Raw genomic sequence first — 25,059 nt, forward strand, 5'->3', positions numbered from 1 at the left:
CCACCGTGACCGACGCCGACGGCTCCACCGGAACCACCAGCTTCACGGTGGTGATCGACGACGACACGCCGGTGGCGGTCAATGACGGCGTGCTTGCCAGCCATGCGGAGAACGTGTCGGGCCTGACCATCGGCACGGTCGCCGGCATCCTGGGCAACGACCATTATGGCGCGGACGGTCCGGCGGCCTCGGGCGCGCTGGTGATCGGCGCCGGCGACCATGGCGGCACCGTGGCCATTGTCGCGGGCAACCTGGTCTACACCAACACCACGCTCAACGTGGCCAACGGGGCGACGGTCGACGAGACCTTCACCTACACGATCAAGGACGGCGACGGCGACATCACGACGGCGACCTTCAAGGTGACGCTGACCGACACCGGGGTGACGGCGGTTGCGGCCTCGGCGAACCTGATCGCCGACGAGGACGACATCGTCGGGGCTGGCGGCAACCCGGGCGGTCTGGGCGACGACGCGCCGGTTCTGGCCGGCCACATCTCCTATACGCTTGGCGCGGACCAGATCGGCAGCGTTGCGCTGTCGACGGCTGGCAATGCGACAGGCCTGCAGACGCTGGCCGGCGCCGCGGTCGACACGACATGGGTCGGCGGCCAGCTGATCGGCTACGTGCACGGCACGGACCCGAACCTCGCGGCCAACCAGGTGTTCACCATCGCGGTGACGGGTGTCAACAACAGCGGCGCCGACTACGCCATGACGCTGCTGCAGCCGGTCCAGCACACGGTCGGCGGTACCGAGGACAACACCGCGCCGTTCACCGTCACCGCCACCGTGACCGACGCCGACGGCTCCACCGGAACCACCAGCTTCACGGTGGTGATCGACGACGACACGCCGGTGGCGCTACCGGATACTGTTCTCGGCACCGTGACCGGCACGGTCCTGATTAATGTCATCGCGAACGATGCCTTCGGGGCGGATGGCGTTAATCTAACGACCAGCGTGAACGTTGCGACCGCTCCGACACACGGTACCCTGATTAATAACCACGACGGCACTTTCAGCTATACGCCGACTGCCGGATATAATGGCGGGGACTCCTTTACCTACACGATCATCGATCGTGACGGCGATGCATCCACCGCCGCAGTAACAATCCCGACGATCGTCACCAATAGCCCGCCAGTCGTTCTCGACTCGCACAACTGGATGTCTAGCGACCCGGCGCAGGAGACGGCGACCGGACATCCCGACGGCTATCCTCTGCTCGTGAATATCCCAACCGATCCGGACGGCAACAATATCACGGTCACTGCATCAAGCGTTCCCACCGGTGTCTATTATTTCGATGGAGCCTACCACGCGGTGACTGCGGGAATGACACTTTTCCAGACTGGTGGTATCAACCTGCTCGATGATCTGGTCTATCGGCCGACGGTGACCGCCAACGACACGGTAAACCTCAATCTCTCGCTCAATGTCTCGGATGGTTTCGTCACCGTGACGGAGAATGTGGGAATTCATGAAGTTGCGCCCAGCCGTCTGCCAACCGATACATCACAGATTGGCGATGGAAGTAGCCCTCTGACATCTGGCAACGACCAGACCCAAACTCTGACGCTATCGCAATCGACCATTAACGGCATCACCAATGATCCGCACGGCTCAGCCCTTGTGATCTATACCGACTTTCAGAAGAGCCCGTTCGCTGTGCCTATTCCTGGAGACGAACGGAATCCCGGAGCATACAGCGACACCAACAGCGCTGGTACCCAACGCGAACAAGAAGTGCAGGTCGAGATCGTCATTGGAGGCAACCACTTTGTCGTCGTGGAAGCTGACACAACCGCAGCGAAATTCGAGCAGAGCTGGTTTTATGACGATCCCGCCACTGGGGGAACCGGCCTGATGAAGGCGACGGTAAACTACGACCAGATCCTGCTCAACGGCAACGGGATATCGCTTGCCGACTATCTAGTCGCCCATCCACCAACAACTAACGATACCTGGACTTTGCTCTACACTGACAATGACGGCGGCTCGTACCAGGCACGCACAGTGTCGTTTAACTTCTTCACACATGATCCGGGCGATCCCGGTATAACAGTGACAGGCGACGCGACCTTGCCCGACCAGATCTACGGCACTTCGGGTCACGATGTGCTGAGCGGTGGCGGCGGGAACGACATCATATATGGCGGCGGTGGCGGCGATATTATCATTGGCGGTACCGGCCAAGACGAACTTCATGGCGGCACGGGCGCCGATACGTTCAAGCTCGATAATCTCAACATCAAGGACCTCATCGCAGACTACAGTGGAGCCGGCGGAGAGGGCGACAAGATCGACCTGACAGCCCTGTTCGATACGGCGCCAGGGGACAATATTGCTAACTTCGTGAAATACGATTCGACGTCGCACACGCTCAGCGTCGATGCCAATGGTGCAGCCGGCGGCGCCAATTTCGTGGACGTTGCCGTCTTGCAGAACGCGCCTGCAGCCGGCACCATTAATCTGCTTTACGACGACACGGCACACGTCCAACACCCCATCACGATCTAACGCCATGGCACACGGTCGCATAACTATGTTATACATTGAGAATATAGAGGGGAGCTCATCATGAGAATTCGTTCAAGAATACTGATTTCGGCCACGGCGCTGTTCCTGGCTGGATCGACCGGCTTTGCCGCCGACATCATCGAAGGCCCGACGGCTGATTATTGCCGCACCGTTGGAACGTCCAATCTCGTGCTGACCGACAACACGGTCGACCTCACGAAACAGGTCGTGAAGCTGATGGACGAGTCGGTCGCCGTCGCCAACAGCCCGGAATGGATCCATTCATCCCGGCCGGTCTTCGTCTGGGCATCGGAAGCCAAGGTCGCCTGCGGCATGGCTTACGGCTACCTGAAGACCAACTATAAGGACGAAGACACGCTCAACAAGTGCGAGTGTTTTCACGATCGCATGGTCGAGTACATGAACTGACCGCAGCGAGAGCGCGCCAGCGGGTCCGATGATTGGCGATCGCGCATCGCTCGCCGTGATCGCCGGGGCGATTGCGCTGACCGGTTGGCTGATGCCGGCGGCGCCAGCCAGGGAATTCGAGCCGTCTTCCGTCGACCAGGCAACATCAGCCATCGCAACGCGGCGGACGCACTGCAGCGCCGCATCCCAGTGGTCGCGCGAGACCTACAAGGCGTTCGCGACCTGTCAGGCATCGATCTACGGTCTTCAACCGGCACTGGCGCATGCCGTGATCGAGATCGAAATCGGCTTCGATCCTGACGCACGCGGGGGTGCTGGAGAAATCGGACTGATGCAAGTCATGCCGGCGACCGCGCGCATGCTCGGCTTTCGCGGTTCGCTCGAGAATCTCAGCGCGCCCGCGACCAATATCGCGTTTGGCGTCGAGTATCTGGCGCTCGCGAACAAGCTCGCCGGCGGCGATCTGTGCACGACCGTGATGAAATATCGCGCTGGCCACAACGAGACCCGGTTCTCGGCACTTTCCGTTCGCTATTGCGAGCGTGCGAGAGCCATACTGGCAAGGGACGGCCTGGAGGTAGCCGGGCCGTTGCCTGTGGCGACATTCGGGTTTTCCGCCCTTTCGCAGGAAGGCATGCCGACAGGGGCAAAGCGTGTCTGTGTGCGCAGGTTTTTCGTGCCCGGCCCACGCTACATGAGATGTGCCGACTATCGAACCGTGGAGCAGGCCAGACGCATCAAAGCGCTCAGGGCCGAGCTGTTCCGTGACTGAGCACTTCGGTCGAATGGAGCCGCCATGATATATCGTGCGGACAAGATCGGGAAAGACATGTCGCCATGCGCGGCAGACAGGGTGGGAGCAGAAAATGGAATTTGACCGGCCGGTCCACGGCCCGCGGACATGGGTGGTCGCTTCCGTGCTGGCTATGTCGTTGCTCGGCTGCCAATCGAAAGGCGCGGTGTCCGACGCGCTCGATCCCGCCGCCATCCAGGCCCCCAATCAGCCGGCTGCCGTTGCTGTCGCCAATGCAAGCCTGACAACGCAGTCTCTCGGCACCGGCCCCACACAAGTCGCCATGCTGCTGCCGCTGTCCGCCTCCGGATCCGCGGGCGAAAACGGCAGAAAGATGCTGGACGCCGCCAAGCTCGCCATGACTGATCTCGGCAACCCGCTGCTGACGCTTACCATCGAGGACACAAGGGGAGACGCGACTTACTCCCAGCAACTGGCGGTTAAAGCCATTACTTCGGGAGCGAAAGTGGTCATCGGTCCGACCGAACTGGCGGCGGCGCAGCATGTCGCCAAACTGTCGGGCTCAAACCGGCCGGTGGTTCTGGCTCTTGCGGACAATTTTGCCGGTGGCCCGGGCGTCTATGCGGTATGCCTCAGCGAGGCGGACAGCGCGGCCGCGGGAGCTGGCGCGATCGCGGCCAAGGGCGGCAAGAAGTTCGTTCTGCTGGTGCCGGCGGGCGCGAGTGCCGACATCATGGAGAAGCGGGTCGCCAACAGCCTCAGCGTGTATGGAGCCGCCCTTGCAATCACCATACCGTATACGAGCGCCGACAGCGCGGCAAAGGCGGTGACGGACATGGGCTCGCTGGTGGACGTTCCCGATGCCGTGATCGTTGCCAGCGGCGACAGCAATCCGTCGCCAATCCTGATCGCCCTGAAGGCAAAGGGCATTCCTGGAAAATCGACCTCCGTGATTGGCACGAACCGCTGGCTGGAGCACCCGACCAGTCCACTTTTCGAAGGCGCCTATATCGCGACGCTCGATCAACACGAAACAGGTCCGATCTCGGATCGTTTCAAGGCAACCTTCAACTACCAGGCCGACGTCAATGTCGCTTATGCCTATGACATGGTTGCCCTGACCGCGGGGATCGCGAGCGCTGCCGGACCTAACGGTTTCAACAGGCAGGTTTTCGAGAACCGGAGTGGATTTCGCGGATCGACCGGCTTGTTCAGGTTCCGCGCGGATGGATCCAGCGAACGCTCGATGCCGTTTTACCGGATTGAAAAAGGCGCGCTCAAACCGGTTGCCAAATCGACGTCCAGCTTCTAGCGAATTGGGCGCGGCGGCCTGATGGCACAAGTCGGACGCCTTCGCATGATGATCGCGGTCGCAAGCCTCGAGCTTCTCGTCGGCATCCTGCTGCTGATCAGGGCAGCGACCCTGTTTCCTGTCGAACGGACCGTCACCAACCCGGCCCCGGAAGTCAGCGATGAAGTCGCGCAGCACCCGGTTCGATCGATCGTCAATTCAGCCCGCAAGATTGCCGAGGATCTCATCGCACCGCCGCAGATCGAGGGGACCGACATGGAGCGGGTGGAACCTCGCTCGCCCCTTGGCGACCTCGGCCTCGCCCCACAGCCCAAGCCATCGATGCCCAAGGATTGGCTGGAAACACCGCTGTACCGTCCGGTGGCCACGTCGTCGGCCGGTTTCGACTCCATGGGGCGGAAATTGTTCATCAGCGGAACCCAAAGCGTTGCGATCGACAGGGTCTGCCTGTTTCACGAGAGTGCCTGGCCTTGCGGGCAGCGGGCGCGCGCGGCTTTCAACAACTGGATGCGCGGGCGGGCGCTGAGCTGTTTCGTGCCTCCGACGGGCGACCGCTTCCCTGTCGCGGCGACATGCAGGCTGGGCAAACAGGATGTCGGCGCCTGGCTCGTATCGAATGGCTGGGCGCTGGCCTTGCCGAGCGGCATCTATGGCAAGGCCGAAGCAGCAGCCCGGACGGCGGAGATGGGTATCTTTGGCCCCCCGTAGGCGGCAGCAACCGGATTCGCCACAAAGGGCCGCATCGTCTGTTCAGAAAACTGGCGAACGTCTCAAATTGTATTGTTCTTCGAGACCGAAATCGTAACTTGCCGGTCTTATGCTTGGCGTTCGAACGGAGATCGACGATGAGCAACGCAGCAGCTGATGTCCCGGCCCATCACGAATGGAAGAATGTCGCCTGGTTGGCTTTCCTTGGAACCACCGGCAGCCTGTGCGTCTCCCTGATCCTGAATTATCTGCTGTTGTTCAGCGAGACGCTGACGCCTTTCGGGCGCGGCATGATCACCGCAACGCTTTTGCCTTTGGTGATCTGCCTGCCGCTTTTTGTGTTCATAGGCCTGAAACTGGCCGAGATCCGTCGCTATAGGCGGGAACTCAACAGGGCCGCTACCTTCGATACGCTGACCGGTTGCCTGAACGGCAAGGTTTTCACGTCGCTGATCGAGAGACGGGCAATCAGGTCTTCGCCACCTGGCGAGCGATCGGGCGCCTTCCTAGTCGTTCATCCTGAACATCTGAACGCCATCAATCTGCGCTTCGGCCTGAGCTGGGGCGACGAAGCCTTGCGCCTCATAGCCTCGACCATCCGCTCTTGCGTGCGCTCGCAAGACGTCGTCGGCCGCATAGGCGCGTCCATGTTCGGCGTCTTCCTTCCTGGAACGAGCGAGGCCGAAGCCAGGACGGTTGGCGAGCGTATCCGCGCCAGTGTCTCGCAGGTCTATTTTGCCCCTCAAGGCGCCGAGGAGATCCTGGCCGTCACCGTCGGAGGCGTGGTTTTCGAGCAGCACCTGGACTTCGAGGACATGTTCCGGCCGGCGGAAGAGAGCCTGTCGGGCAAAGGCGGTTTTGCACTGTCGCGCATTCAACCCGCTTCAGCCTGACGCCCTCCAAGACTTGTTCGGTTTTGCCGCGACTTTTGCGATAATCGGGAAAGTCGATGCCAGAATGCGTGGCTTACCGCCCGCGATCCCTTCGCTACGATCCTTGGCTGAGGGCGAACGCGCAGATCCCGCAGCGTCAGCTCGCCTCGCGCATCGCTTCGGCGGCCTGCAAGTCGACGGAGACCAACTGGCTGACGCCCTGCTCGGCCATGGTCACGCCGAACAGCCGGTCCATGCGGGCCATGGTGATGGGATTGTGGGTGATGATGACGAAACGTGTCTCGGTGGTGTTGGCCATCTCGTCCATGAGATTGCAAAAGCGCTCGACGTTGTGATCGTCAAGCGGCGCATCGACTTCGTCGAGCACGCAGATCGGCGCCGGATTGGTCAGGAACACGGCAAAGATCAGCGACATCGCCGTCAGCGCCTGCTCGCCGCCCGACAGCAGCGTCATGGTCTGCGGCTTCTTGCCGGGCGGGCGGGCCAGGATCTCAAGTCCCGCCTCCAGCGGATCCTCGGATTCGATCAGTTGCAATTCTGCCGTGCCGCCACCGAACAGATGCGAGAACAACCGCTGGAAATGGCTGTTCACCACATCGAAGGCGGCCAGCAGCCGCTCGCGGCCTTCACGGTTGAGGCTCTGGATTGCTTGCCTGAGCTTGCGGATCGCTTCGATGATGTCCTCGCGCTCGGACACGATTGCCTCCAGGCGATCGGAAAGCTCCTTCTGCTCTTCCTCGGCGCGCAAATTGACGGCGCCGAGCCGTTCGCGCTCGATCTTCAACCGGTCGAGCTGGCGTTCGATCTCGGGCATCTCGGGCATCGGGTCGCCGGCTTCCAGGCCGGTGTGGCGGATGACCAGATGCGGCGGCGTGTTCAGCGTTTCCTGGATACGCGCCTCGATCTCCAGCCGGCGTTCGTCCGCCGCCGTCAGCCGTTCCTCGGCGCGGGCGCGGGTTTCGCGCGCTTCGGCCAGCGACTGGATGGCTGATGTGGCCGCCTTGTCCAGTTCGGCCTGCCTGTTCTCCGCTTCCTGCAGCCGGTCGGCGGCCGCCTTGCGCAAGGTCTCGGCCTCGGTGAGTTGCGACAGCAGCGCACGGCGCTTGACGTCGATCTCGTCGGGCGCATCGGCCAGCCGTTCGCGCTCGGCCTGGGCCTCGGCCTTGCGTTCGCCGAGCGAGGCGATCTGTGTCGAGGCGTTTTCGGCACGCACCAGCCAGTTGCTGCGCTCGGCGCCGATGGCGTCCAGCCGTCGCGTGCGGGCCTCGGCTTCGCGCCGCAACCCCTCATGGACGGCACGCGCGTCGGCAAGCGTGGCGCGGTCGCGAGAGACATTGGCCGAGGACTGTTCGAGCTGCAATTGCAGGTCGCCGAGATCCGGCGCGTCCTGCAGCAGCATCTCGGCCTCGACGAAAGCCGCCGATGTCTCCTCGTGGCTGTCGACGATGCGGGCGCGCGCTTCGTCCAGCGCGGCACGCCGGCTCGACAGTTCACCGCCGGCCTTTTCGGCCTCGGCCAACGCATTGCGGGCGGCGTCCAGCCGGTGCTGGGCTTCGCGTCCGGCCTGGCGTGTGGTTCGCTCCGCTTCGCTTGCCTGGCGCAGCGTCTGCTCGGCCTGTGCCAGCGTCTTCTCGGCCTGGCGCAGGACGAGCGTCGCCTGCACCGCTTCGGCATCGAGTTCGGCAAGCCGGTTCTTCTGCGCCAGCCTTTGTGCCGCGGCGGTCGGTGCATCGGCGCTGGCGGTCAGACCGTCCCAGCGCCACAACGCGCCCTCGCGGCTGACCAGGCGCTGGCCGGGAGCCAGAAGCCCCTGCAACCGGCGCCCGTCAGCCGCCTCGACGATGCCGATCTGCGCCAGGCGGCGGGCAAGTTGTGCCGGCGCGCGAACCACGCTGGCAAGGCTCTTGATCCCTTCCGGAAGCGCGGCGTCGCCGGGCTGGATTTCGCTTTCGCCCCAATGCGCCGGTGCGCTACGGTCGAGCGGCACGTCCAGGTCTTCGCCCAAGGCCGCGCCCAGGGCCGTCTCGAAGCCGCGCTCGACGCTGATCTGCTCCAGCACGGAAGGGAAGAGATCGCCGCTGGCCGCGTTCAGGATCTTGGCCAGCGTACGCGCTTCGGTCTCGATCCCGGCCAGTTCCGCCCTGGCGTCCTGAAGCGGGGGCCGAGCGGCACTTTCGGCGCCACGAGCGTCGATGACCGACTGCTCGGCCTGCGCCACCGAGGCCTCGGACTCTTCCAGCAATGCCATCGCCTGTTCGACCAGGATCCGTTTCTCGGCCGGATCGGGCAGGCCGGCCACCTTGGCGAGGATGTCCGATAACTCCCGATCGACATCGGCGAGCTGACGGGCGAAGCGATCGCGCCGCTCGGCGGTTTCGCGCAAAGTCCGTTCGATCTGATGGCGCGAGGCGGCGGCCTCGGCGCGCTCGGCGGTCAGCGCGGCGAGCTTGGCTTCGCTTTGCGCAAGCGTCGAGGCGGCCTGTTCGAATTCCGCGCGGGTAGTGGCCTCTCGCTCCGCGGCGCCGGCGTTTTCGGAGTTCAGCGCGGCCTCTTCCGCGCGCAGGCGCTCGAGTACGTCGGCATTGTCGCGCACCATCTGCTCTTCGCGGGCGATGTCACCGTCGAGTTGCTGCAACCGGCGCTCGAGTTCGGCCTGACGGGTGCGGATGCGGCCGGCTTCTTCCTCGATCTGCGACCTGGCGATCGACAGCCGCTGGAAGGCCGCGGCAGCCGCGGCTTCCGCGTCGCGCAGGTCGGGCAAGCGATGGGCGGAGATGCCCTGCTCCTTGGCCGCGTTCATCTGCGTGGCGGCGCGGTCGCCGACGAGCGCCGTGGCCGTCGCCAGTGCCGAACGCGCCTCGCCTTCCTGCGTCTTGGCCAACGTCCAGCGCAGATGCAAGAGCGTTGCTTCGGCCTTGCGAATGTCGGCCGACAGGTTCTTGAAGCGGGAAGCCTGGCGCGCCTGGCGCTTCAGGCTTTCGATCTGGCTTTCCAGTTCGCCGACGACATCGTCCAGGCGTTCGAGGTTCTGCTCGGCCGCCTTAAGCCGCAGCTCCGCCTCATGGCGGCGGGTGTGCAGACCGGAAATGCCGGCCGCCTCTTCGAGCAGCGCGCGGCGCGCCTGCGGTTTGGCCTGGATCAGTTCGCCGATACGGCCCTGCCCGACCATCGAGGGCGAGCGCGCGCCGGTCGACTGATCGGCGAACAGAAGCTGCACGTCCTTGGCGCGCGCTTCCTTGCCGTTGATGCGGTAGAGCGAGCCGGCCTCGCGCTCGATACGGCGGGACACCTGCAGTTCGTCGGCATCGTTGAAGGCTGATGGAGCCGAGCGGTCGCTGTTGTCGAGGAACAGCGTGACTTCTGCGGTGTTGCGGGCGGGGCGCGTGCCCGAGCCGGAAAAGATCACGTCGTCCATGCCGGACGCGCGCATGTTCTTGTAGGAGCTTTCGCCCATCACCCAGCGCAGCGCCTCGACGAGGTTCGACTTGCCGCACCCGTTCGGCCCGACAATGCCGGTCAGGCCGCGTTCGATGACGAACTCGCCAGGTTCGACGAAGGACTTGAAGCCAAGGAGGCGGAGGCGCGAAAACTTCATTCACGCGCCTCATACACCGGTTCCGCAAAACTGTACCGAGGTTTTGCGACAGGGCGCATAGCGCGCGAACAGATAGAGAGGCAAGCAGCGCCGGAGCGCTGCCGCTTCGGCGCTGAGCTGATGTCAGAGCAGAGGGTCGATGATGGCCGACATTTCCTCAATCGACATCGCCCCTTTGTAGGTTTTACCGTTGATGAAGAAGGTCGGTGTCGAGTCGACCTTGAATTCATTGGCGCCACGCTTCTGGACCGATCTCACATCGTCCAGAAGTTTCTGGTCCGTCAAGCAGGCCTCGAAGGACTCCTGTGTAAAACCGGCAAGCTTGGAGATTTGCAGCAGCGCATCCTTTGTGTTGGACACGCCGACCCAGTTCGCCTGCTGCCTGAACAGGACATCGACCATCGGGAAATAGTTGTCCTTGGCGCAGCGCGCCAGCATGAAACCTGCTTCGGCGCTCGGATCGAACGGGAATTCGCGCAGGATGTAACGGGCCTTGCCGGTATCGATATACTTGGTCTTCAAATCCGGAAAGGTGGTCTCGGCGAAATGCGCGCAGTGCGGGCAGGTCATCGAGGCATATTCGACGATGGTGACCTTGGCGTCATCCTTGCCGAGCTGCTTGTCGGGCAGCGCACCCGGCTTCATCAGTTCGGTCATGTCGACGGTGCCCTGCGCTTCCGGCACCTGGACCGCGGCGGGCGTGGCCGGCTTTGCGGGCGCCGCAGGATCCGCGGGCTTCACATCCGCAGCCTTGGCCTGTTCGCCGGAATCGCTGCAGGCGGCGAGCAGGGCCACCGCCGGGATGGCGGCCAGCGAAGTCAGGACGTTTCTGCGAGAGAAGCTTTGGCCAAACGGGGTACGGCTCATACGAATCACCTGATAAGGGTTTGGATTTTGCAATGCAATGGCACGAAAAAGCGAGAGTTGGCGCGAATTAAGGCATCCCTGTCCCCAATCCAATCGCGAAACCTGACGAGGGTGATCACGAATGCGAGAGATTAACGACAAACCTATGACCGCTGCCAGTGATAACTAGGCTTTCCTTGCGCCCAGAATGGTCGCACCCAGCCGTTCCAGCGAGGCACGCAGCCCGTCATCCTCGATCAAGCCGACAGTATCGGCCAATTTCGCCTTTTCCGCCGCGCTCAGTGGCCTGAGGGCAGGTTTGGGCCGGGCTCTTCCCGAGCTTACCGGCTTCTGCACGATCCTGATCCGGCCTATCGCCCTGAAACCCAGGAAGGCGTTCACCCGGTTGATGATCTCGCCGGTCTCATGCTGCAGATGAAGCGCGGCCATGCCTTCGCAGGCGATGACCAGCACGGCCGGCTCGAACGGATCGTCTTCGTGCAGGCGGCGGGGCCACTGGATCTTTTCGGGCCGCGAGTGGATGGCCAGGCGCGGTCCGGCAATCTCTTCCCAGGACTGGACAAGACCGATCGATATGCCTGCCCGCTTGCGCAGCACCGGGTCGAGGATCTCGGTGGCGAGGTCACTCACCGGAACGGGATTGCCGAAGGGCCTTTTCCCTGCCATGTGCGTTCTCCAGCCACGACCCAGCAGATACCGGCCAGGCCAACGCAAGATCAATGGCACCAGCAGACCAGACCCGCAAGGCCCTGACCAGCATGGCCATCTCAGACGATAGGGCGTCGCGCCTGCTCGCCTGGTACGATGCGCATCATCGCGAATTGCCGTGGCGCGTGACGCCGCGCGAGCATGCACGCGGTGTGCGGCCCGACCCCTACCGCATCTGGCTGTCCGAAGTGATGCTGCAGCAGACCACCGTCGAAGCGGTGAAATCCTATTTCCGCACCTTTGTCGAGAAATGGCCCGACGTCGAAGCGCTGGCAGCGGCGCCGACCGAGGATGTGATGAAAACCTGGGCGGGGCTCGGCTATTACTCCCGCGCCCGCAATCTCAAGGCCTGTGCCGATCTGGTGGCGGCACGCGGCGGCCGGTTTCCAGATACCGAGACCGAACTTCGAGAATTGCCGGGGATCGGCACCTATACGTCGGCTGCCATCACGGCAATCGCCTTCGACCGTCCCGCGGCCGTTGTCGACGGCAATGTCGAACGCGTCATCTCAAGGCTGTTTTCGGTCACGACGCCGCTGAGCGAAGCCAAGACCGAGATACGAGCCCATGTCGAGCGCATGGTGCCGGCGACAAGGCCCGGCGACTTCGCCCAGGCGATGATGGATCTCGGCGCGACGATCTGCACGCCGCGCCGGCCGCGCTGCATGCTGTGCCCGCTGCGCGAGGACTGCAGCGCCGTCATTGCAGGCGACCCCGAGAATTTCCCGGTGCGGCTGCCAAAAGCCGACAAACCGCTGCGGCGCGGCGCGGCTTTCGTGGCCACACGTGAGGACGGCGCCATTCTTTTGCGCAAGCGGCCGGAAAAGGGCCTGCTTGGCGGCATGACGGAAGTGCCTACCACCGCCTGGACGGCGCGGGCGGACGGAGCCACCACGCAAGCGGCGGCGCCTTTTCCCGGCAACTGGCTGCGCGCCGGAAAAATCACGCATGTCTTCACCCATTTCGCGCTCGAACTCGAAGTCTTTTGCGCTCACATCAAAGGTGATGCACCGGCAGGGTATTTCTGGTCGCCGGCCCATGACATTTCAGGCGAGGCGCTGCCCACTGTCATGAAAAAGGCAATCGAGGCTGCGATACCCGGCGCGACGAAAAAGCCGTCGCCATTGAGTGCAAAGAGGCCCCATGACTGAAATCCGCCACATCGTTTTCGACATCGGCCGCGTGCTGATCCACTACGATCCGAACATTCCGTTCAGCCGCCTCATTCCCGATGTCGAAGAGCGAAAGTGGTTCTTCGACAATGTCTGCACGCATGACTGGAACATCGAACAGGATCGCGGGCGGACGTGGGAAGAGGCCGAAGCGCTGCTGATCGCGGAGCATCCCGAGCACGCCGAAAACATCCGCAATTTCCGCCGCCACTGGCACGAGATGGTTCCGCATGCCTATGACGACAGCGTCGCCATCATGCTCGGGCTGATCGACAGCGGCCACGATGTGACAATGCTGACCAACTTTGCCTCCGACACGCTGGCAGAAGCGCGTGAACGCTTCGATTTCCTCGATCGCCCGCGTGGCGTCACCATCTCGGGCGAGATCGGCAAGATCAAGCCGGACCGCGGCATTTACGACCATCACGTGGCTGCGTTCGGCCTCGAGCCGTCGGCGACGCTGTTCATCGACGACAGCCAGAAAAATGTCGACGGCGCCAAGGCCGCCGGCTGGCAAGCGGTGCTGTTCACCGATGCCAGTACGCTTCAGGCAGATCTTGAACGCTTTGGAATCAAGGCGTGATCTCTATCGCTTGCGGCGATACGTTGAGAATTTGAATCAACGAATATGATGCAAGCGGCAGGGGGTCAGCCCAGGGGTCAGCCCCCTGCCCGTTCCATGCCGAGGCGGGCGATGCGACGCAGTTCGTCGATCGGGGTCAATCCGCCGCTGCGCTCATAATGCCAGAAGGTCCAGCCGTTGCAGGCGTCCAGCCCCTGCACCTCGGCGCCGATCTTGTGGATCGAGCCGGCGCTGTCGCCGATCGCCACCGTGCCATCGGCGCGAACCTTGGCAGCCCAGCGCTTCTTCGCGTCGTAGAGCGTGGCGCCGGGCGTCATCAGCCCAGTGTCGATCAGGCTGACGAAGGCGACGCGCGGCTCGGCGCGTTTGCCGGTAAGCACGGTAAGATCCGCTTCGTCGAATGGCCGCACGGCATCGATGCGCTCATTGGCGGCGTCGATATAGGCCTGCTCGCGCTCGATGCCGACGAAGTGGCGTCCGAGGCGCTTGGCCACGGCACCCGTCGTACCGGAGCCGAAGAACGGGTCGAGCACGACGTCACCCGGCTTGGTCGAGGCCATCATGATACGGGCAAGCAGCGCCTCGGGCTTCTGCGTCGGATGCAGCTTGTCGCCATTGTCGTTCTTCAGGCGCTCGCCACCGGTGCAGATCGGGAACAGCCAGTCGGAGCGCATCTGGATATCGTCGTTCGACGCCTTCAGCGCTTCATAGTTGAAGGTATAGCCCTTGCCCTTCTGATCGCGGGAGGCCCAGATCATCGTCTCATGCGCGTTCTGGAAGCGGCGGCCGCGAAAATTCGGCATCGGGTTGGTCTTGCGCCAGACCACGTCATTGAGGATCCAAAAGCCGAGATCCTGCATCTTGGCGCCGACCCGGAAGATGTTGTGGTAGGAGCCGATGACCCAGATCGTGCCGTTGGGCTTCAGCACGCGGCGCGCTGCCAGCAGCCAGGCGCGGGTGAAGGCGTCATAGGCCTCAAAACTCTCGAACTGGTCCCAGTCGTCATCGACCGCGTCGACCTTGGACTGGTCGGGACGGTGCAGATCGCCGTCCAACTGCAGATTGTAGGGCGGATCGGCAAAGATGACGTCGATCGACTTTTCCGGCAGGCGGTCAAGGGCCGCGACGCAATCGCCTTTCAGGATGGTGTCCAGCCATTCGGACTGCTGGGGAGCGTGGGAGAGCTCGTCGAGAAGACGCACGGCTGACATTTTTACACCCAAGGCACGCGTTACTGTTTACTCCCCGTTATGGTTACCGATCAGCGTAAATATTCGGTGAAGGCGCGCGGATGGCCACCAGATTTGCGAAGGTCCGGCCGTTGGTGTATGCCGCGCCGCTTGAGCCCTGAGTGGCCATCCCTCCATCCTCCATCGTCCGGATCACCATGCCCCAGCCAGATCTTGTCATCTTCGATTGCGACGGCGTGCTCGTCGATTCCGAAATCATCGCCGCGCGGGTCGAGGCCGAATTGATCACCTTGGCCGGATATGAAATCTCGGCGGAGGAGATTGCCGAGACTTATGCGGGCCTGACCTTCAAGGACATCCTGATCCGGATCGAGGAGAAGTCCAAAATCCCGTTTCAGGTGTCGCTGATCGATCGCGCCGAGGAACTGGTCGACCGCAAACTGCGCAGCGACGTGCGTGCCATCGAGGGTGTGCGCGAAGCGGTCGCCTCGGTCACGGCGCAGCGCTGCATCTGCTCCAATTCACGTTCGGAGCGGATCGAGTTCATGCTGGAGAAGGTGCATCTGCTGCCATTCTTCGCCGGGCGCATCTTCTCGGCGATGGAGACGCCGACCGGAAAGACCAAGCCGGCTCCGGACGTGTTCCTGCATGCCGCCGAAAAGCTCGCCGCCAACCCGGCGAACACCTTCGTCATCGAGGATTCCGTGCACGGCGTCACCGGAGCCAAGGCCGCCGGCATGCGCGTGATCGGTTTTACGGGCGCCAGCCACAGCTATCCCGGCCATGCCGATGCCCTGACGGAGGCCGGTGCCGAAACGGTGATCCGCCGCTGGGCGGAGTTGAAAAGCGTGATCGCGGCGCTGTCGGAATGGTCGGAAGACGCTTAGGGCGGCTGCCGGAAACTCTGCTCGCGAAGATTTTCCAGCGCATCCGCTTAGCCGGTGTCGTTCGCGAAGCGTGTCCGGCGGCTCGCGGTAGAAAGGTCCGAACTCAGAAAAACCCGGAGTGGCTATCGAAGTTTGGTGACGAGCCTACGCGCGCGTCGTCAGAGTCGAGAGTTGGTCAGTGTCATAGCGATTTCGCAGATCGGCGAGCGCTTTTGGATCCGGCGCCCCCCGCGCCGCGAGGCTGGCGAGCTCTTCGAAATAATGCTCATGGCCAGGCGGAGAAACGGTCATCAGCACGCGAGCCGGTTTCTCGCTGATATTGGTGATGTTGTGCGGCACCCCCGGCGGGATGAACAGAAAGGTTCCAGGCGTCGCGCGGATCGTCTCGTCGCCGAAATGCCATTCACACTCGCCGTCGAGCAGGTAGAAGGTCTCCTCCTGCACCCGGTGCACATGCCGCCCGGTGGCGAACTGCGGCGGGATCGTCCAATCGAACATGCTGGTGTGCCTGGTATTCTCGCCGGTTACGAGGAAAGCCATGGGATGACCACGCAGCATGACGCCCTTCTTCTCATCGGGCCTGCGGATGAAGGCATTGGCGCTCATATGACCCTCCTTTGGCTGGGCGCATGCTTTTAACAAGCATTTGGCCAAGATCGGCCGGTCGCGGCGGAAAGTCATGAATCCGTTCCCAAAAATTTGCTAAAAGACTCTGATGACCGTAAGGGGCGACCTCTACCAGTTCGGCCCGTTCCGCCTCGATCCGGAGGTGGGCATTCTTTTTTGCTGGGGTGAGCCGACCATACTTGGGCAACGCGCCGTCGCGCTGCTGCGCCTGCTGATCCAGAATGCGGGCGTTCCCGTATCCAAGGACGCGCTGATCGAGGCCGGCTGGGGCGGATTGGCGGTTGCCGATAACAATTTGACGGTTCAGATCGCAGCCTTGCGTCGCGTCCTGGCCGACACAGCGAATGTCGAGAGCTGGATCGAAACATTGCCGCGCCGCGGCTATCGCTATGTCGGCCCGGCTGTCACCACGAATGTTCCTGATACTTCGGCCGCCGTCCGTGCCGCGTCGGCACCGACTTTGCCTGAAAAGCCTTCCATCGCGGTCCTGCCGTTCTCCAACTTGACCGGCGATCCGCAGCAGGAATACTTTGCCGATGGAATGGTGGACGACATCATCACAGGCCTGGCGCGCATCAAGTGGTTGTTCGTCATCGCCCGAAATTCGACCTTCACCTACAAGGGTCGCGTCGTGGACGTGAAGCAGGTCGGTCGCGAGCTTGGCGTTCGCTATGTCCTCGAAGGCAGTGTGCGCAAGGCCGGCGGTAATGTGCGCGTTACCGGGCAGATGATCGATGCATCGACCGGTGCGCATGTATGGGCCGAGCGCTACGACCGCAGCTCCGAAGACATCTTTGCGCTTCAAGACGAGATCGCGCTGTCGGCGGTGGGCGCAATTGCGCCCAGCGTGCGGAAAGCCGAAATCGAACGTGTCAGGCGGAAGCGGCCTGACAGTCTCGATGCCTACGATCTCGTGCTGCAAGCCCAGCCCGACGTCGATTCAGGCATGCCGAGGCAAGTGACCAGAGCGCTGCTGCTTCTTGACCGCGCTATCGCGCTCGAACCGACTTATGCGCTGGCACATGGCAATGCCTCGATGTGCCACCATTGCCTGTTTCTTCGCGCCGGGCTGCAGGAGATCCACCGTGCGTCTTCGATCCGGCACGCCCGGTCTGCCATTGTCCATGGCCAGGACGATGCGCTCGCGCTGACCTGGGCCGGCTTTTCCATCGGAATGGATGCGCACGATCGCGCCGCTGCATTCGCCGCATTGGAAGCCGCCCTCGCCATCAGCCCGTCATCGGCGCTGACCTACATTCTTGGCAGCGTCATCCTCGGATGGAGCGGCGAAGCTGAGCGCGCGATAGAATGGAGCGAGCAGGGTATGCGGCTTAGTCCGTTCGATTCGTGGACTTGGGCGGCATTTGACGCTCAAGCAATGAGCCATTTGCTGCGCGGTCGTTACGAAGAAGCTTGCCGTGCGGCCTACAAGTCCGTTCAAGCCAACCCGGCGCACAGTATCACTTATGTGCAACTGGCCGCCGCGCTGGCCAACCTGGACCGGTTGGATGAAGCGAAGGTGGCCGCCACTCGCGTGCTCGAGCTTCAGCCTGGCTTTCGCTACAGCCGCCAGTTCGCAGGCGTGAACTGCGCGCCGGCACTCGCGGAGGCTCTCGGAAGCGCACTACGGCGCGCAGGACTGCCCGAGTAACTCGACGGACTGCGTGGGGTTGGCCAGCGACGCGGCCGTTGTCCCCTGCATGTGACGATGCGCCTCGGCAAACTTGCCGCGAGCGCCTGGGCTTCGTTCAGTTCGTTGCCGTGGCTTTCTTCCTCTTGCGCTTCGGCTTGTCGGTCGTTGCCTTGGGCGCGGTTTCATCATAACCGGCATAAGCCTGATAGTCCGCGGCCGTCGGCGCCGGTACGACGACATTGGAATCGGTGAAGACAAACTGGGTGGCGACCGAGGGATCGGTCACCTGAACCTGATACTGGTGGATCTGCGAATAAAGTACGTCGGTGCCATGCATGACCGCCGTGCGGATCGGCATGGTGATGGTGCCCGGCGTGAACTTCGGTCCGGGTACGATCTTGCCGGCGACCGCGATTTTCATCGTCAGTTGCCCGTCGGCACGGCTGCAATCGCGGGTCACGTCGCTGATCGACGCCTGATAAATGATCCTCGCCGAATCGTCGGGCGGCGTAGCAGCAGCGGCATCGGCCGCGGCCTGGGCCGCGGCATCCGCAGCCGCGTCGCCGGTCTTCTTGAGCTTCGGCTTGAGCTTCTGGACCTCGTTGACATAGGTATTGAAGAACGCGGTGCCATCGCGCACCGTCACCCTCGGGCAATAGGCGTTCAGCTGGCTGGCCAGCACCTTGGGATCCTGTGGCGGCGGAGGCGCCGTCGGGTCCTTCTTGCCGAAACCGAGGTTCAGGATGCCATTGTCGCCTGATTGGCAGCCGGCGGCGGCAAGCATAAAGCCCGTGAGCGCAAGACCCGCCAAAAAGCGACTACTTGATATACGAAACGCCATGAAACTGCACTTCCCTCTCGCAAATATGGTGACGTATATCAACCGCGCGGCAAAAATGCGACTAGAGCCGGTGCAGAAATTAACCACCTTGTGGTGAACGGAAAAACCAGGCGGCAAACGGATCTGTGACATGCATTATGTGAGTACCCGCGGGGAAGCGCCCGCGCTTGGATTTTCCGACGCCATCCTGGCTGGGCTGGCGCGCGATGGCGGGCTCTATGTGCCGCGCGAATGGCCGCGCTTCTCGGCAGCCGACATCCGCGCCATGCGCGGCCTTGCCTATCCCGACCTCGCCATCCGCGTGTTGACGCCATTTCTGGGCGGCGAGATCGCCGCGCCGGTCTTCGAGCGCCTCGTCCGCGAAGCCTATGCCACCTTCCGCCATGAGGCTGTCTGCCCATTGGTGCAGACCGGCGCCAACACTTTTGTCCTCGAACTCTTTCATGGGCCGACACTGGCGTTCAAGGACGTGGCGATGCAGTTGCTTGCCCGGTTGATGGACCATGTGCTTGCCGAACGCGGCCAGCATGCGACCATCGTCGGCGCCACGTCGGGCGATACCGGCGGCGCGGCCATCGATGCCTTTGCCGGGCGCAGCCGCACCGACATCTTCATCCTTTTTCCGCATGGCCGCGTCTCGCCGGTGCAGCAGCGGCAGATGACAACGTCGACGGCTGAAAATGTCCATGCGCTGGCGATCGAGGGCAATTTCGACGATTGTCAGGGCCTGCTGAAGGATATGTTCAACGATCACGGCTTCCGCGACCGGGTGTCGCTGTCGGGGGTCAATTCGATCAACTGGGCGCGCATCATGGCCCAGATCGTCTATTATTTCTCCTCGGCGCTGTCGCTCGGCGCGCCGGACAGGCCGGTGTCGTTCACGGTGCCGACCGGCAATTTCGGCGATATCTTCGCCGGCTACGCCGCCAAGAAGATGGGCCTGCCGATCGAACGGCTGGTCATCGCCACCAACGACAACGACATATTGGCACGCACCTTCGCGACCGGCGAATACCGGACCAAGGGGGTCTTTGCGACCACCTCGCCGTCGATGGACATCCAGGTTTCGTCGAATTTCGAACGCCTGCTGTTCGAGGCGTCGAACCGCGACGCGGCGACCGTTCGACGCTACATGGCAGGCCTCAAACAGTCGGGCGCCTTCACCATCGAAGCCGCGGAAATCGCTGGGATGCAGTCCGAATTCGATGCCGGCCGCGCTGACATGGACGAGGTCGCCGCCACCATTCGCTCGACGCTGGCAAACAGCAACTACCTGCTCGATCCGCATACGGCGGCAGCCATGCACGTGGCGGCGGACAAGGCTGGCGCGGTGCCGATGGTGGTGCTGGGCACCGCCCATCCGGCGAAATTCCCGGCCGCCGTCGAGGCCGCCAGCGGCGTCTCGCCCGCCCTGCCCGCATGGCTAGGGGGATTGATGACATTTGAGGAAAAATACACGGTACTTCCATCCGACCTCAAAATGGTGGAAGATTACGTCAGCCGCCGCGCGCGGGCGGCGCGTTAAGGAGTACGAGCCATATGGGTGTTGAGGTAAGCCGTCTGTCGAACGGCCTGACAGTCGCCACCGAAACCCTTCCAAGTATCGAATCGGTTGCCTTGGGTGCCTGGGTCAAGTCGGGCGCCCGCAATGAACGCGAAGAAGAGCATGGCATGGCCCATCTGCTCGAGCACATGGCGTTCAAGGGGACGAAGCGGCGGAGCGCCTTCGAGATCGCCTCGGAAATCGAGGACGTCGGCGGCGAGATCAATGCCGCCACCAGCGTCGAGACCACATCCTACTATGCCAGGGTGCTCTCCGACGATGTGCCGCTGGCCGTCGACATCCTGTCCGACATCCTGCAGGAGTCCGAATTCGACCCGCAGGAACTCGAGCGCGAGCAGCATGTCATCCTGCAGGAGATCGGCGCCGCGCACGACACGCCAGATGACATCGTCTTTGACCGTTTCACCGAGACGGCCTTCCGCCACCAGACCATTGGCCGCTCGATCCTGGGCACGCCCGAAACCGTAAAATCCTTCACTTCCAAGCAGTTGCACGATTTCATCGAACGCCAATATGGCGCCGAGCGGATGGTGATCGTGGCCGCGGGCGACATCAAGCACGACAAGTTCGTGCGCGAGGTCGAAAACCGGCTCGGCGGTTTCCGCAGCAAAGCCGACAGCACCATTCCGCAATACGCGCAATATGTGGGCGGGGATTTCCGCGAGGACCGCGACCTGATGGACGCGCAGATCGTGCTGGGCTTCGAGGGCCGCGCCTACCATGTGCGCGATTTCTACGCATCGCAGGTATTGTCGATGATTCTCGGCGGCGGCATGTCATCGCGTCTGTTCCAGGAAGTTCGCGAGAAACGCGGTCTCTGCTACTCGGTCTATGCCTTTCACTGGGGCTTTTCCGACACGGGCATATTCGGCGTCCATGCCGCCACGGGGCAAAGCGACATCGCCAAACTGGTGCCCGTCATCGTCGACGAGTTGCAGAAGGTCGGCGACAGCATCCTGCAGGAAGAGCTCGACCGTGCACGCGCGCAGTATCGCGCCGGGCTGATCATGTCCGCCGAAAGCCCGGCCAGCCGCGCCTCGCAGATCGCGCGGCAACTGCTCCTTTTCGGCAGGCCGATCGCAAAGGAAGAGCTGATGGAGCGGCTAGCGGCGCTGACGGTCGAGCGCCTGACCGATCTGTCGTCGCGGATGTTCTCGACCAAGCCGACGCTTACCGCTGTCGGGCCCGTGGGTACGCTGGCGCCATACGAGGCGATCCTTGATTCGCTTCCGGGCACGCAGACCACGGCCCGCAGGCTCGCCGTCTAAGTCCCCAGCGCCGTGTTCGCGCTCCCTTTCTTTCGCCGTGACCTGCCGGCACTGAAGGGCAACCTGGTCACGCTGCGCGTGCCGTTCACCAACGACTACCGCGAGTGGTCGACGGTGCGCGGCGAAAGCCGGGCGTTCCTGGAGCCATGGGAACCGCGCTGGACCCCGGACGAACTCGATCGCACGGCATGGCGCCTGCGCATCAGCCGCTATCGCGAGGACTATGCGCAGGGAACCGCGATCGCTTTCTTCATCTTCGAGAAGTCGAGCGGCAAGCTCGCGGGCGGCATCACGCTCGGCAACATACGCCACGGCGTCTCGCAAAGTGGCCATGTCGGCTACTGGATCGGCGAGCGGTTCGGCGGCCGCGGCCTGATGACCGATGCGGTCAAGGTGGTGGCCCGCTTCGCCTTCGATACGCTGAGGTTGCACCGGATCGAAGCCGCCTGTATTCCCGACAATATCAGGTCGATCCGCGTGCTTGAAAAAGCCGGATTCCGGCGCGAAGGACTTCTGCGATCCTATCTCAGGATCAACGGCGTCTGGCAGGACCACTACCTCTACGCCCGGATCGCCGACGATCCGCCGGGCGCTGGAACGAAGGACTGATTTTGACGAATTTCCTGCGAAACGGGCCGCTGATCGCCGTTCTGCTGGCGACGATGCTGACGCTGTGCGCCGCTTCATCGGCCTTTGCCGTCGAACCCATCAAGATTGCGCGCGACGATGTCGCGCTCGACCTTTCGCGCGCTGTCGAGATCTACCGCAACCAGGGTGAGAACTTCCAGGTGTCGACCGCGCCCGGGCCGGACGGCATCGTGCGGCGCATCGAGGTCGAGGCCAACGATGCCCGCTCGACCGGTGACTGGGCGGTTTTCGCGCTCGCCAACACCACCGACCAGCAGCTCGATAGGCTGATTGTCGCGCCGCATTTCCGGCTGGTCAATTCCGGCATCTTCTGGCCGGATCTGGGCTCGACGCGCATCGCGGCCATCACGCCCAGCGAAGGCTTCGCGCTCGACCGCCAGACCAGCCCCGACGCCGACGTGTTCCGGGTGACGCTGAACCCCGGCACGGTGATCACCTTCATCGCCGAGCTTGCCTCGCCGAAGCTGCCGCAGGTCTACCTCTGGGATCCGGAATCCTACAAGGACTCGGTCAATTCCTACACGCTGTTTCGTGGCATCGTCATCGGCATCGCAGGCCTTCTGGCGCTGTTCCTGACCATATTGTTCGTCGTCAAGGGCACGTCGATGTTCCCGGCGACGGCGGCCCTTGCCTGGGCGGTGCTTGCCTATATCTGCGTTGATTTCGGCTTCCTCAACAAGGTCATCGAGATTTCGCCCGGCAACGAGCAAATGTGGCGGGCCGGAACGGAGGTGGCGCTGGCGGCGACCTTCGTGGTCTTCCTGTTCGCTTATCTCAACCTCAACCGATGGCATGGCCATTTCAGCTATGGCGCCCTGGTCTGGATTCTGGGCCTGCTGCTGATCGCCGGCGTCGCCATCGTCGATCCGGCGGTTGCCGCCGGCATCGCCCGCATCTCGTTTGCCGCCACGGCGCTGACCGGGCTCGGCCTGATCATCTTCCTCGGTATTCGTGGTTATGACCGAGCGATCATGCTGGTGCCCAGTTGGGTCATGGTGCTGTTATGGCTATGCGGATCGTGGATGGCGATCACCGGCATGCTCGACAACGACATCGCCCAGCCGGCGCTCGGCGGTGGGCTGATCCTGATCATCCTGCTGATCGGCTTCACCGTCATGCAGCACGCCTTTGCAGGCGGTGCGCTGCATCAGGGGCTGTTCTCCGATCTCGAGCGACAGGCGCTGGCCGTCGCCGGGTCGGGCGATACGGTGTGGGACTGGGACGTGCTGCGCGACCGCGTGGTGACCAAACCCGATGTCAGCATCCAGCTCGGCCTTGCCCCCAACAGCCTGGGCGGTGCCGCGCGCAACTGGCTGCCGGTGCTGCATGCCGATGACCGCGACACGTTCCGCACGACGCTCGACGTCGTTCTGGAGCATCGCCGCGGCAAGGTGGCGCAGAATTTCCGCCTGCGCGGCGCCGACGGGCACTATCACTGGTTTGCCCTGCGCGCGCGCCCGGTGATCGGGTCGGACGGCGAGGTGATCCGCTGCGTCGGCACCATGGTCGACGTAACCGAACAAAAGAAATCCGAGGAGCGGCTGCTGCACGACGCCGTGCACGACAATCTGACCGGCCTGCCGAACCGCGAATTGTTCATGAACCGGCTGGAGGCGATCATCTCGATCGCCCGCACCGAAGAGAAGGTTCGGCCGACCGTCTTCGTGATCGACATCGACCGCTTCAAGCAGGTCAATGATGGGCTCGGAATCTCGGCCGGCGACACCATCCTGCTCACCATAGCGCGGCGCCTGCACCGGCTGTTGAAGCCGAAGGATTCGCTGTCGCGCTTCGCCGGCGACCAGTTCGCGCTGATGCTGCTGTCCGAGCAGGATCCCGCCCGCATCGCCGGCGTGGCCGATGCGATCAAGCATGCGATCAACAATCCGATCACCTTTGCCAAGCGCGAGATCGTGCTGACCGCCTCGATCGGCCTGATCACCTGGACCTCGGCGCAGACCTCGGCCGAGGACATGGTCAAGGATGCGGAGCTCGCCATGCATCAGGCCAAGCGTTTCGGCGGCGACAGGATCGAGCCGTTCCGGCCGGCTTTCCGCACAGTCGGCACCGACCGTCTGCAGTTCGAATCCGACCTGCGTCGCGCCATCGAACGGCGCGAATTCACGCTGGCCTATCAGCCGATCGTGCGCCTGGAAGACGGCAGCGTCGCCGGCTTCGAAGCGTTGCTGCGCTGGGACCATCCACGCCGCGGCATGATCCCGCCGGCCGATTTCATCCCGGTCGCCGAAAGCTGCGGGCTGATCGTGCAGCTTGGGCTGTTTGCCATGCAGCAGGCAGCCGAGGATCTCGCAGGATGGCAAAAGCAGATCGGCGACGCGCCGCTGTCGGTCTCGGTCAACCTGTCCAGCCGCCAGCTCATCCGCCGCGACCTCGTCAGCGATGTGCGTTCCGTGATCGCGCGCGCCAATTTGAAGCCGCGCTGCTTCCGGCTCGAACTCACCGAATCCCTGGTCATGGACAATCCCGAGCAGACGGCCCACGTACTGACCAAGCTGAAGCAGCTCGGCATCGGCCTGTCGCTGGACGATTTCGGCACCGGCTATTCATCGCTCGCCTATCTGACGCGGTTCCCGTTCGACACCATCAAGATCGACAAGAGCTTCGTCGACGACAGCACGCCAAAACGCGCGGTGCTGCTCAAATCCATGGTCAACATGGCGCATGAGCTCGGCCTGTCGGTGGTCGCCGAAGGCATATCAGACGAGCGCGATGCGTTGGAGCTGCGTCAGATGGGCTGCGAATATGTGCAGAGCTTCATGTTCGGCGCGCCGATGCCGGGCGACCAGGTGCTGAAGACACTGAAGGAGCAGTATCCGCTGACCCAGGCCTGAGAGAAT

General features: G+C 63.0%; 20 protein-coding genes. 14 read left to right on the forward strand and 6 right to left on the reverse strand.

Annotated elements, in window-relative coordinates:
- The 6 genes from FJ960_RS30185 to FJ960_RS22245 form a co-directional block, all read left to right on the forward strand.
- Positions 1-2,522, forward strand: a 2,522-nt coding sequence (locus tag FJ960_RS30185; RefSeq protein ID WP_140716805.1) for an Ig-like domain-containing protein, incomplete at its 5' end; no start/stop codon positions are given.
- Positions 2,523-2,582: 60 nt separating this feature from the next.
- On the forward strand, positions 2,583-2,951 hold the full coding sequence (locus FJ960_RS22225; RefSeq protein ID WP_140716807.1) for a hypothetical protein: 369 nt from the start codon (positions 2,583-2,585) through the stop codon (positions 2,949-2,951).
- Between the two features lie 28 nt (positions 2,952-2,979).
- Positions 2,980-3,723 (forward strand): transglycosylase SLT domain-containing protein, encoded by a 744-nt coding sequence (locus tag FJ960_RS22230; protein WP_140716809.1) that lies wholly within the window; start codon positions 2,980-2,982, stop codon positions 3,721-3,723.
- Between the two features lie 94 nt (positions 3,724-3,817).
- A complete protein-coding gene (locus FJ960_RS22235) occupies positions 3,818-5,017 on the forward strand; it encodes a penicillin-binding protein activator (protein ID WP_140716811.1) in 1,200 nt (399 codons plus the stop codon).
- A gap of 45 nt (positions 5,018-5,062) precedes the next feature.
- Entirely contained in the window at positions 5,063-5,725 is a 663-nt protein-coding gene (locus FJ960_RS22240; protein WP_140716813.1) for a thermonuclease family protein, read from the forward strand.
- Positions 5,726-5,862: 137 nt separating this feature from the next.
- Positions 5,863-6,618 carry a GGDEF domain-containing protein gene (locus FJ960_RS22245; RefSeq protein ID WP_140716815.1) on the forward strand — a complete coding sequence of 252 codons (756 nt, stop codon included), beginning with the start codon at positions 5,863-5,865 and terminating at the stop codon, positions 6,616-6,618.
- A gap of 136 nt (positions 6,619-6,754) precedes the next feature.
- Here FJ960_RS22245 and smc read toward each other — a convergent pair whose 3' ends face one another.
- The 3 genes from smc to FJ960_RS22260 all read right to left on the reverse strand — a co-directional run bounded on the left by smc (position 6,755) and on the right by FJ960_RS22260 (position 11,746).
- A complete protein-coding gene (smc, locus tag FJ960_RS22250) occupies positions 6,755-10,213 on the reverse strand; it encodes a chromosome segregation protein SMC (RefSeq protein WP_140716817.1) in 3,459 nt (1,152 codons plus the stop codon).
- Between the two features lie 123 nt (positions 10,214-10,336).
- Positions 10,337-11,080, reverse strand: coding sequence for a DsbA family protein (locus tag FJ960_RS22255; RefSeq protein WP_140507764.1), 744 nt, complete (start codon positions 11,078-11,080; stop codon positions 10,337-10,339).
- Between the two features lie 165 nt (positions 11,081-11,245).
- Complete coding sequence (locus FJ960_RS22260; protein ID WP_027142382.1) at positions 11,246-11,746, reverse strand: DUF721 domain-containing protein; 501 nt, start codon at positions 11,744-11,746, stop codon at positions 11,246-11,248.
- Between the two features lie 53 nt (positions 11,747-11,799).
- On the opposite strand from FJ960_RS22260, the gene mutY reads away from it, so the two are divergent.
- Positions 11,800-12,939, forward strand: a complete 1,140-nt coding sequence (mutY, locus tag FJ960_RS22265) for an A/G-specific adenine glycosylase (protein WP_140716819.1) — start codon at positions 11,800-11,802, stop codon at positions 12,937-12,939.
- Positions 12,932-13,543: an HAD family phosphatase gene (locus FJ960_RS22270; protein ID WP_140507767.1), complete on the forward strand. Its 612-nt coding sequence runs from the start codon at positions 12,932-12,934 to the stop codon at positions 13,541-13,543. Before mutY ends, FJ960_RS22270 begins: the two co-directional genes overlap by 8 nt.
- A gap of 77 nt (positions 13,544-13,620) precedes the next feature.
- On the opposite strand, the gene FJ960_RS22275 is transcribed toward FJ960_RS22270, so the two are convergent.
- A complete protein-coding gene (locus FJ960_RS22275) occupies positions 13,621-14,754 on the reverse strand; it encodes a site-specific DNA-methyltransferase (protein WP_140716821.1) in 1,134 nt (377 codons plus the stop codon).
- 176 nt (positions 14,755-14,930) lie between these two features.
- Between FJ960_RS22275 and FJ960_RS22280 the strand changes: the two genes are divergently transcribed.
- Positions 14,931-15,620, forward strand: a complete 690-nt coding sequence (locus FJ960_RS22280; protein ID WP_027142378.1) for an HAD family phosphatase — start codon at positions 14,931-14,933, stop codon at positions 15,618-15,620.
- Positions 15,621-15,764: 144 nt separating this feature from the next.
- Here FJ960_RS22280 and FJ960_RS22285 read toward each other — a convergent pair whose 3' ends face one another.
- A complete protein-coding gene (locus FJ960_RS22285; RefSeq protein ID WP_140507770.1) occupies positions 15,765-16,226 on the reverse strand; it encodes a cupin domain-containing protein in 462 nt (153 codons plus the stop codon).
- 109 nt (positions 16,227-16,335) lie between these two features.
- Here FJ960_RS22285 and FJ960_RS22290 point away from each other — a divergent pair, with 109 nt between their 5' ends.
- Complete coding sequence (locus tag FJ960_RS22290) at positions 16,336-17,898, forward strand: winged helix-turn-helix domain-containing tetratricopeptide repeat protein (RefSeq protein WP_140507771.1); 1,563 nt, start codon at positions 16,336-16,338, stop codon at positions 17,896-17,898.
- 97 nt (positions 17,899-17,995) lie between these two features.
- On the opposite strand, the gene FJ960_RS22295 is transcribed toward FJ960_RS22290, so the two are convergent.
- Entirely contained in the window at positions 17,996-18,721 is a 726-nt protein-coding gene (locus FJ960_RS22295; RefSeq protein WP_140507773.1) for a hypothetical protein, read from the reverse strand.
- A 130-nt stretch (positions 18,722-18,851) separates the two neighbouring features.
- On the opposite strand from FJ960_RS22295, the gene thrC reads away from it, so the two are divergent.
- Genes thrC through FJ960_RS22315 form a run of 4 tightly spaced genes read left to right on the forward strand, consistent with a single transcriptional unit; the run spans position 18,852 to position 25,053 of the window.
- Positions 18,852-20,246 carry a threonine synthase gene (thrC, locus tag FJ960_RS22300; RefSeq protein ID WP_140716823.1) on the forward strand — a complete coding sequence of 465 codons (1,395 nt, stop codon included), beginning with the start codon at positions 18,852-18,854 and terminating at the stop codon, positions 20,244-20,246.
- A 14-nt stretch (positions 20,247-20,260) separates the two neighbouring features.
- Complete coding sequence (locus tag FJ960_RS22305) at positions 20,261-21,553, forward strand: pitrilysin family protein (RefSeq protein ID WP_140507776.1); 1,293 nt, start codon at positions 20,261-20,263, stop codon at positions 21,551-21,553.
- 12 nt (positions 21,554-21,565) lie between these two features.
- Complete coding sequence (locus tag FJ960_RS22310) at positions 21,566-22,162, forward strand: GNAT family protein (protein WP_140716825.1); 597 nt, start codon at positions 21,566-21,568, stop codon at positions 22,160-22,162.
- 2 nt (positions 22,163-22,164) lie between these two features.
- A complete protein-coding gene (locus FJ960_RS22315; RefSeq protein ID WP_140507778.1) occupies positions 22,165-25,053 on the forward strand; it encodes an EAL domain-containing protein in 2,889 nt (962 codons plus the stop codon).
- The last annotated feature ends 6 nt before the right edge of the window (positions 25,054-25,059 follow it).

Source organism: Mesorhizobium sp. B2-3-11, assembly GCF_006442215.1.
Classification (GTDB): domain Bacteria; phylum Pseudomonadota; class Alphaproteobacteria; order Rhizobiales; family Rhizobiaceae; genus Mesorhizobium; species Mesorhizobium salmacidum.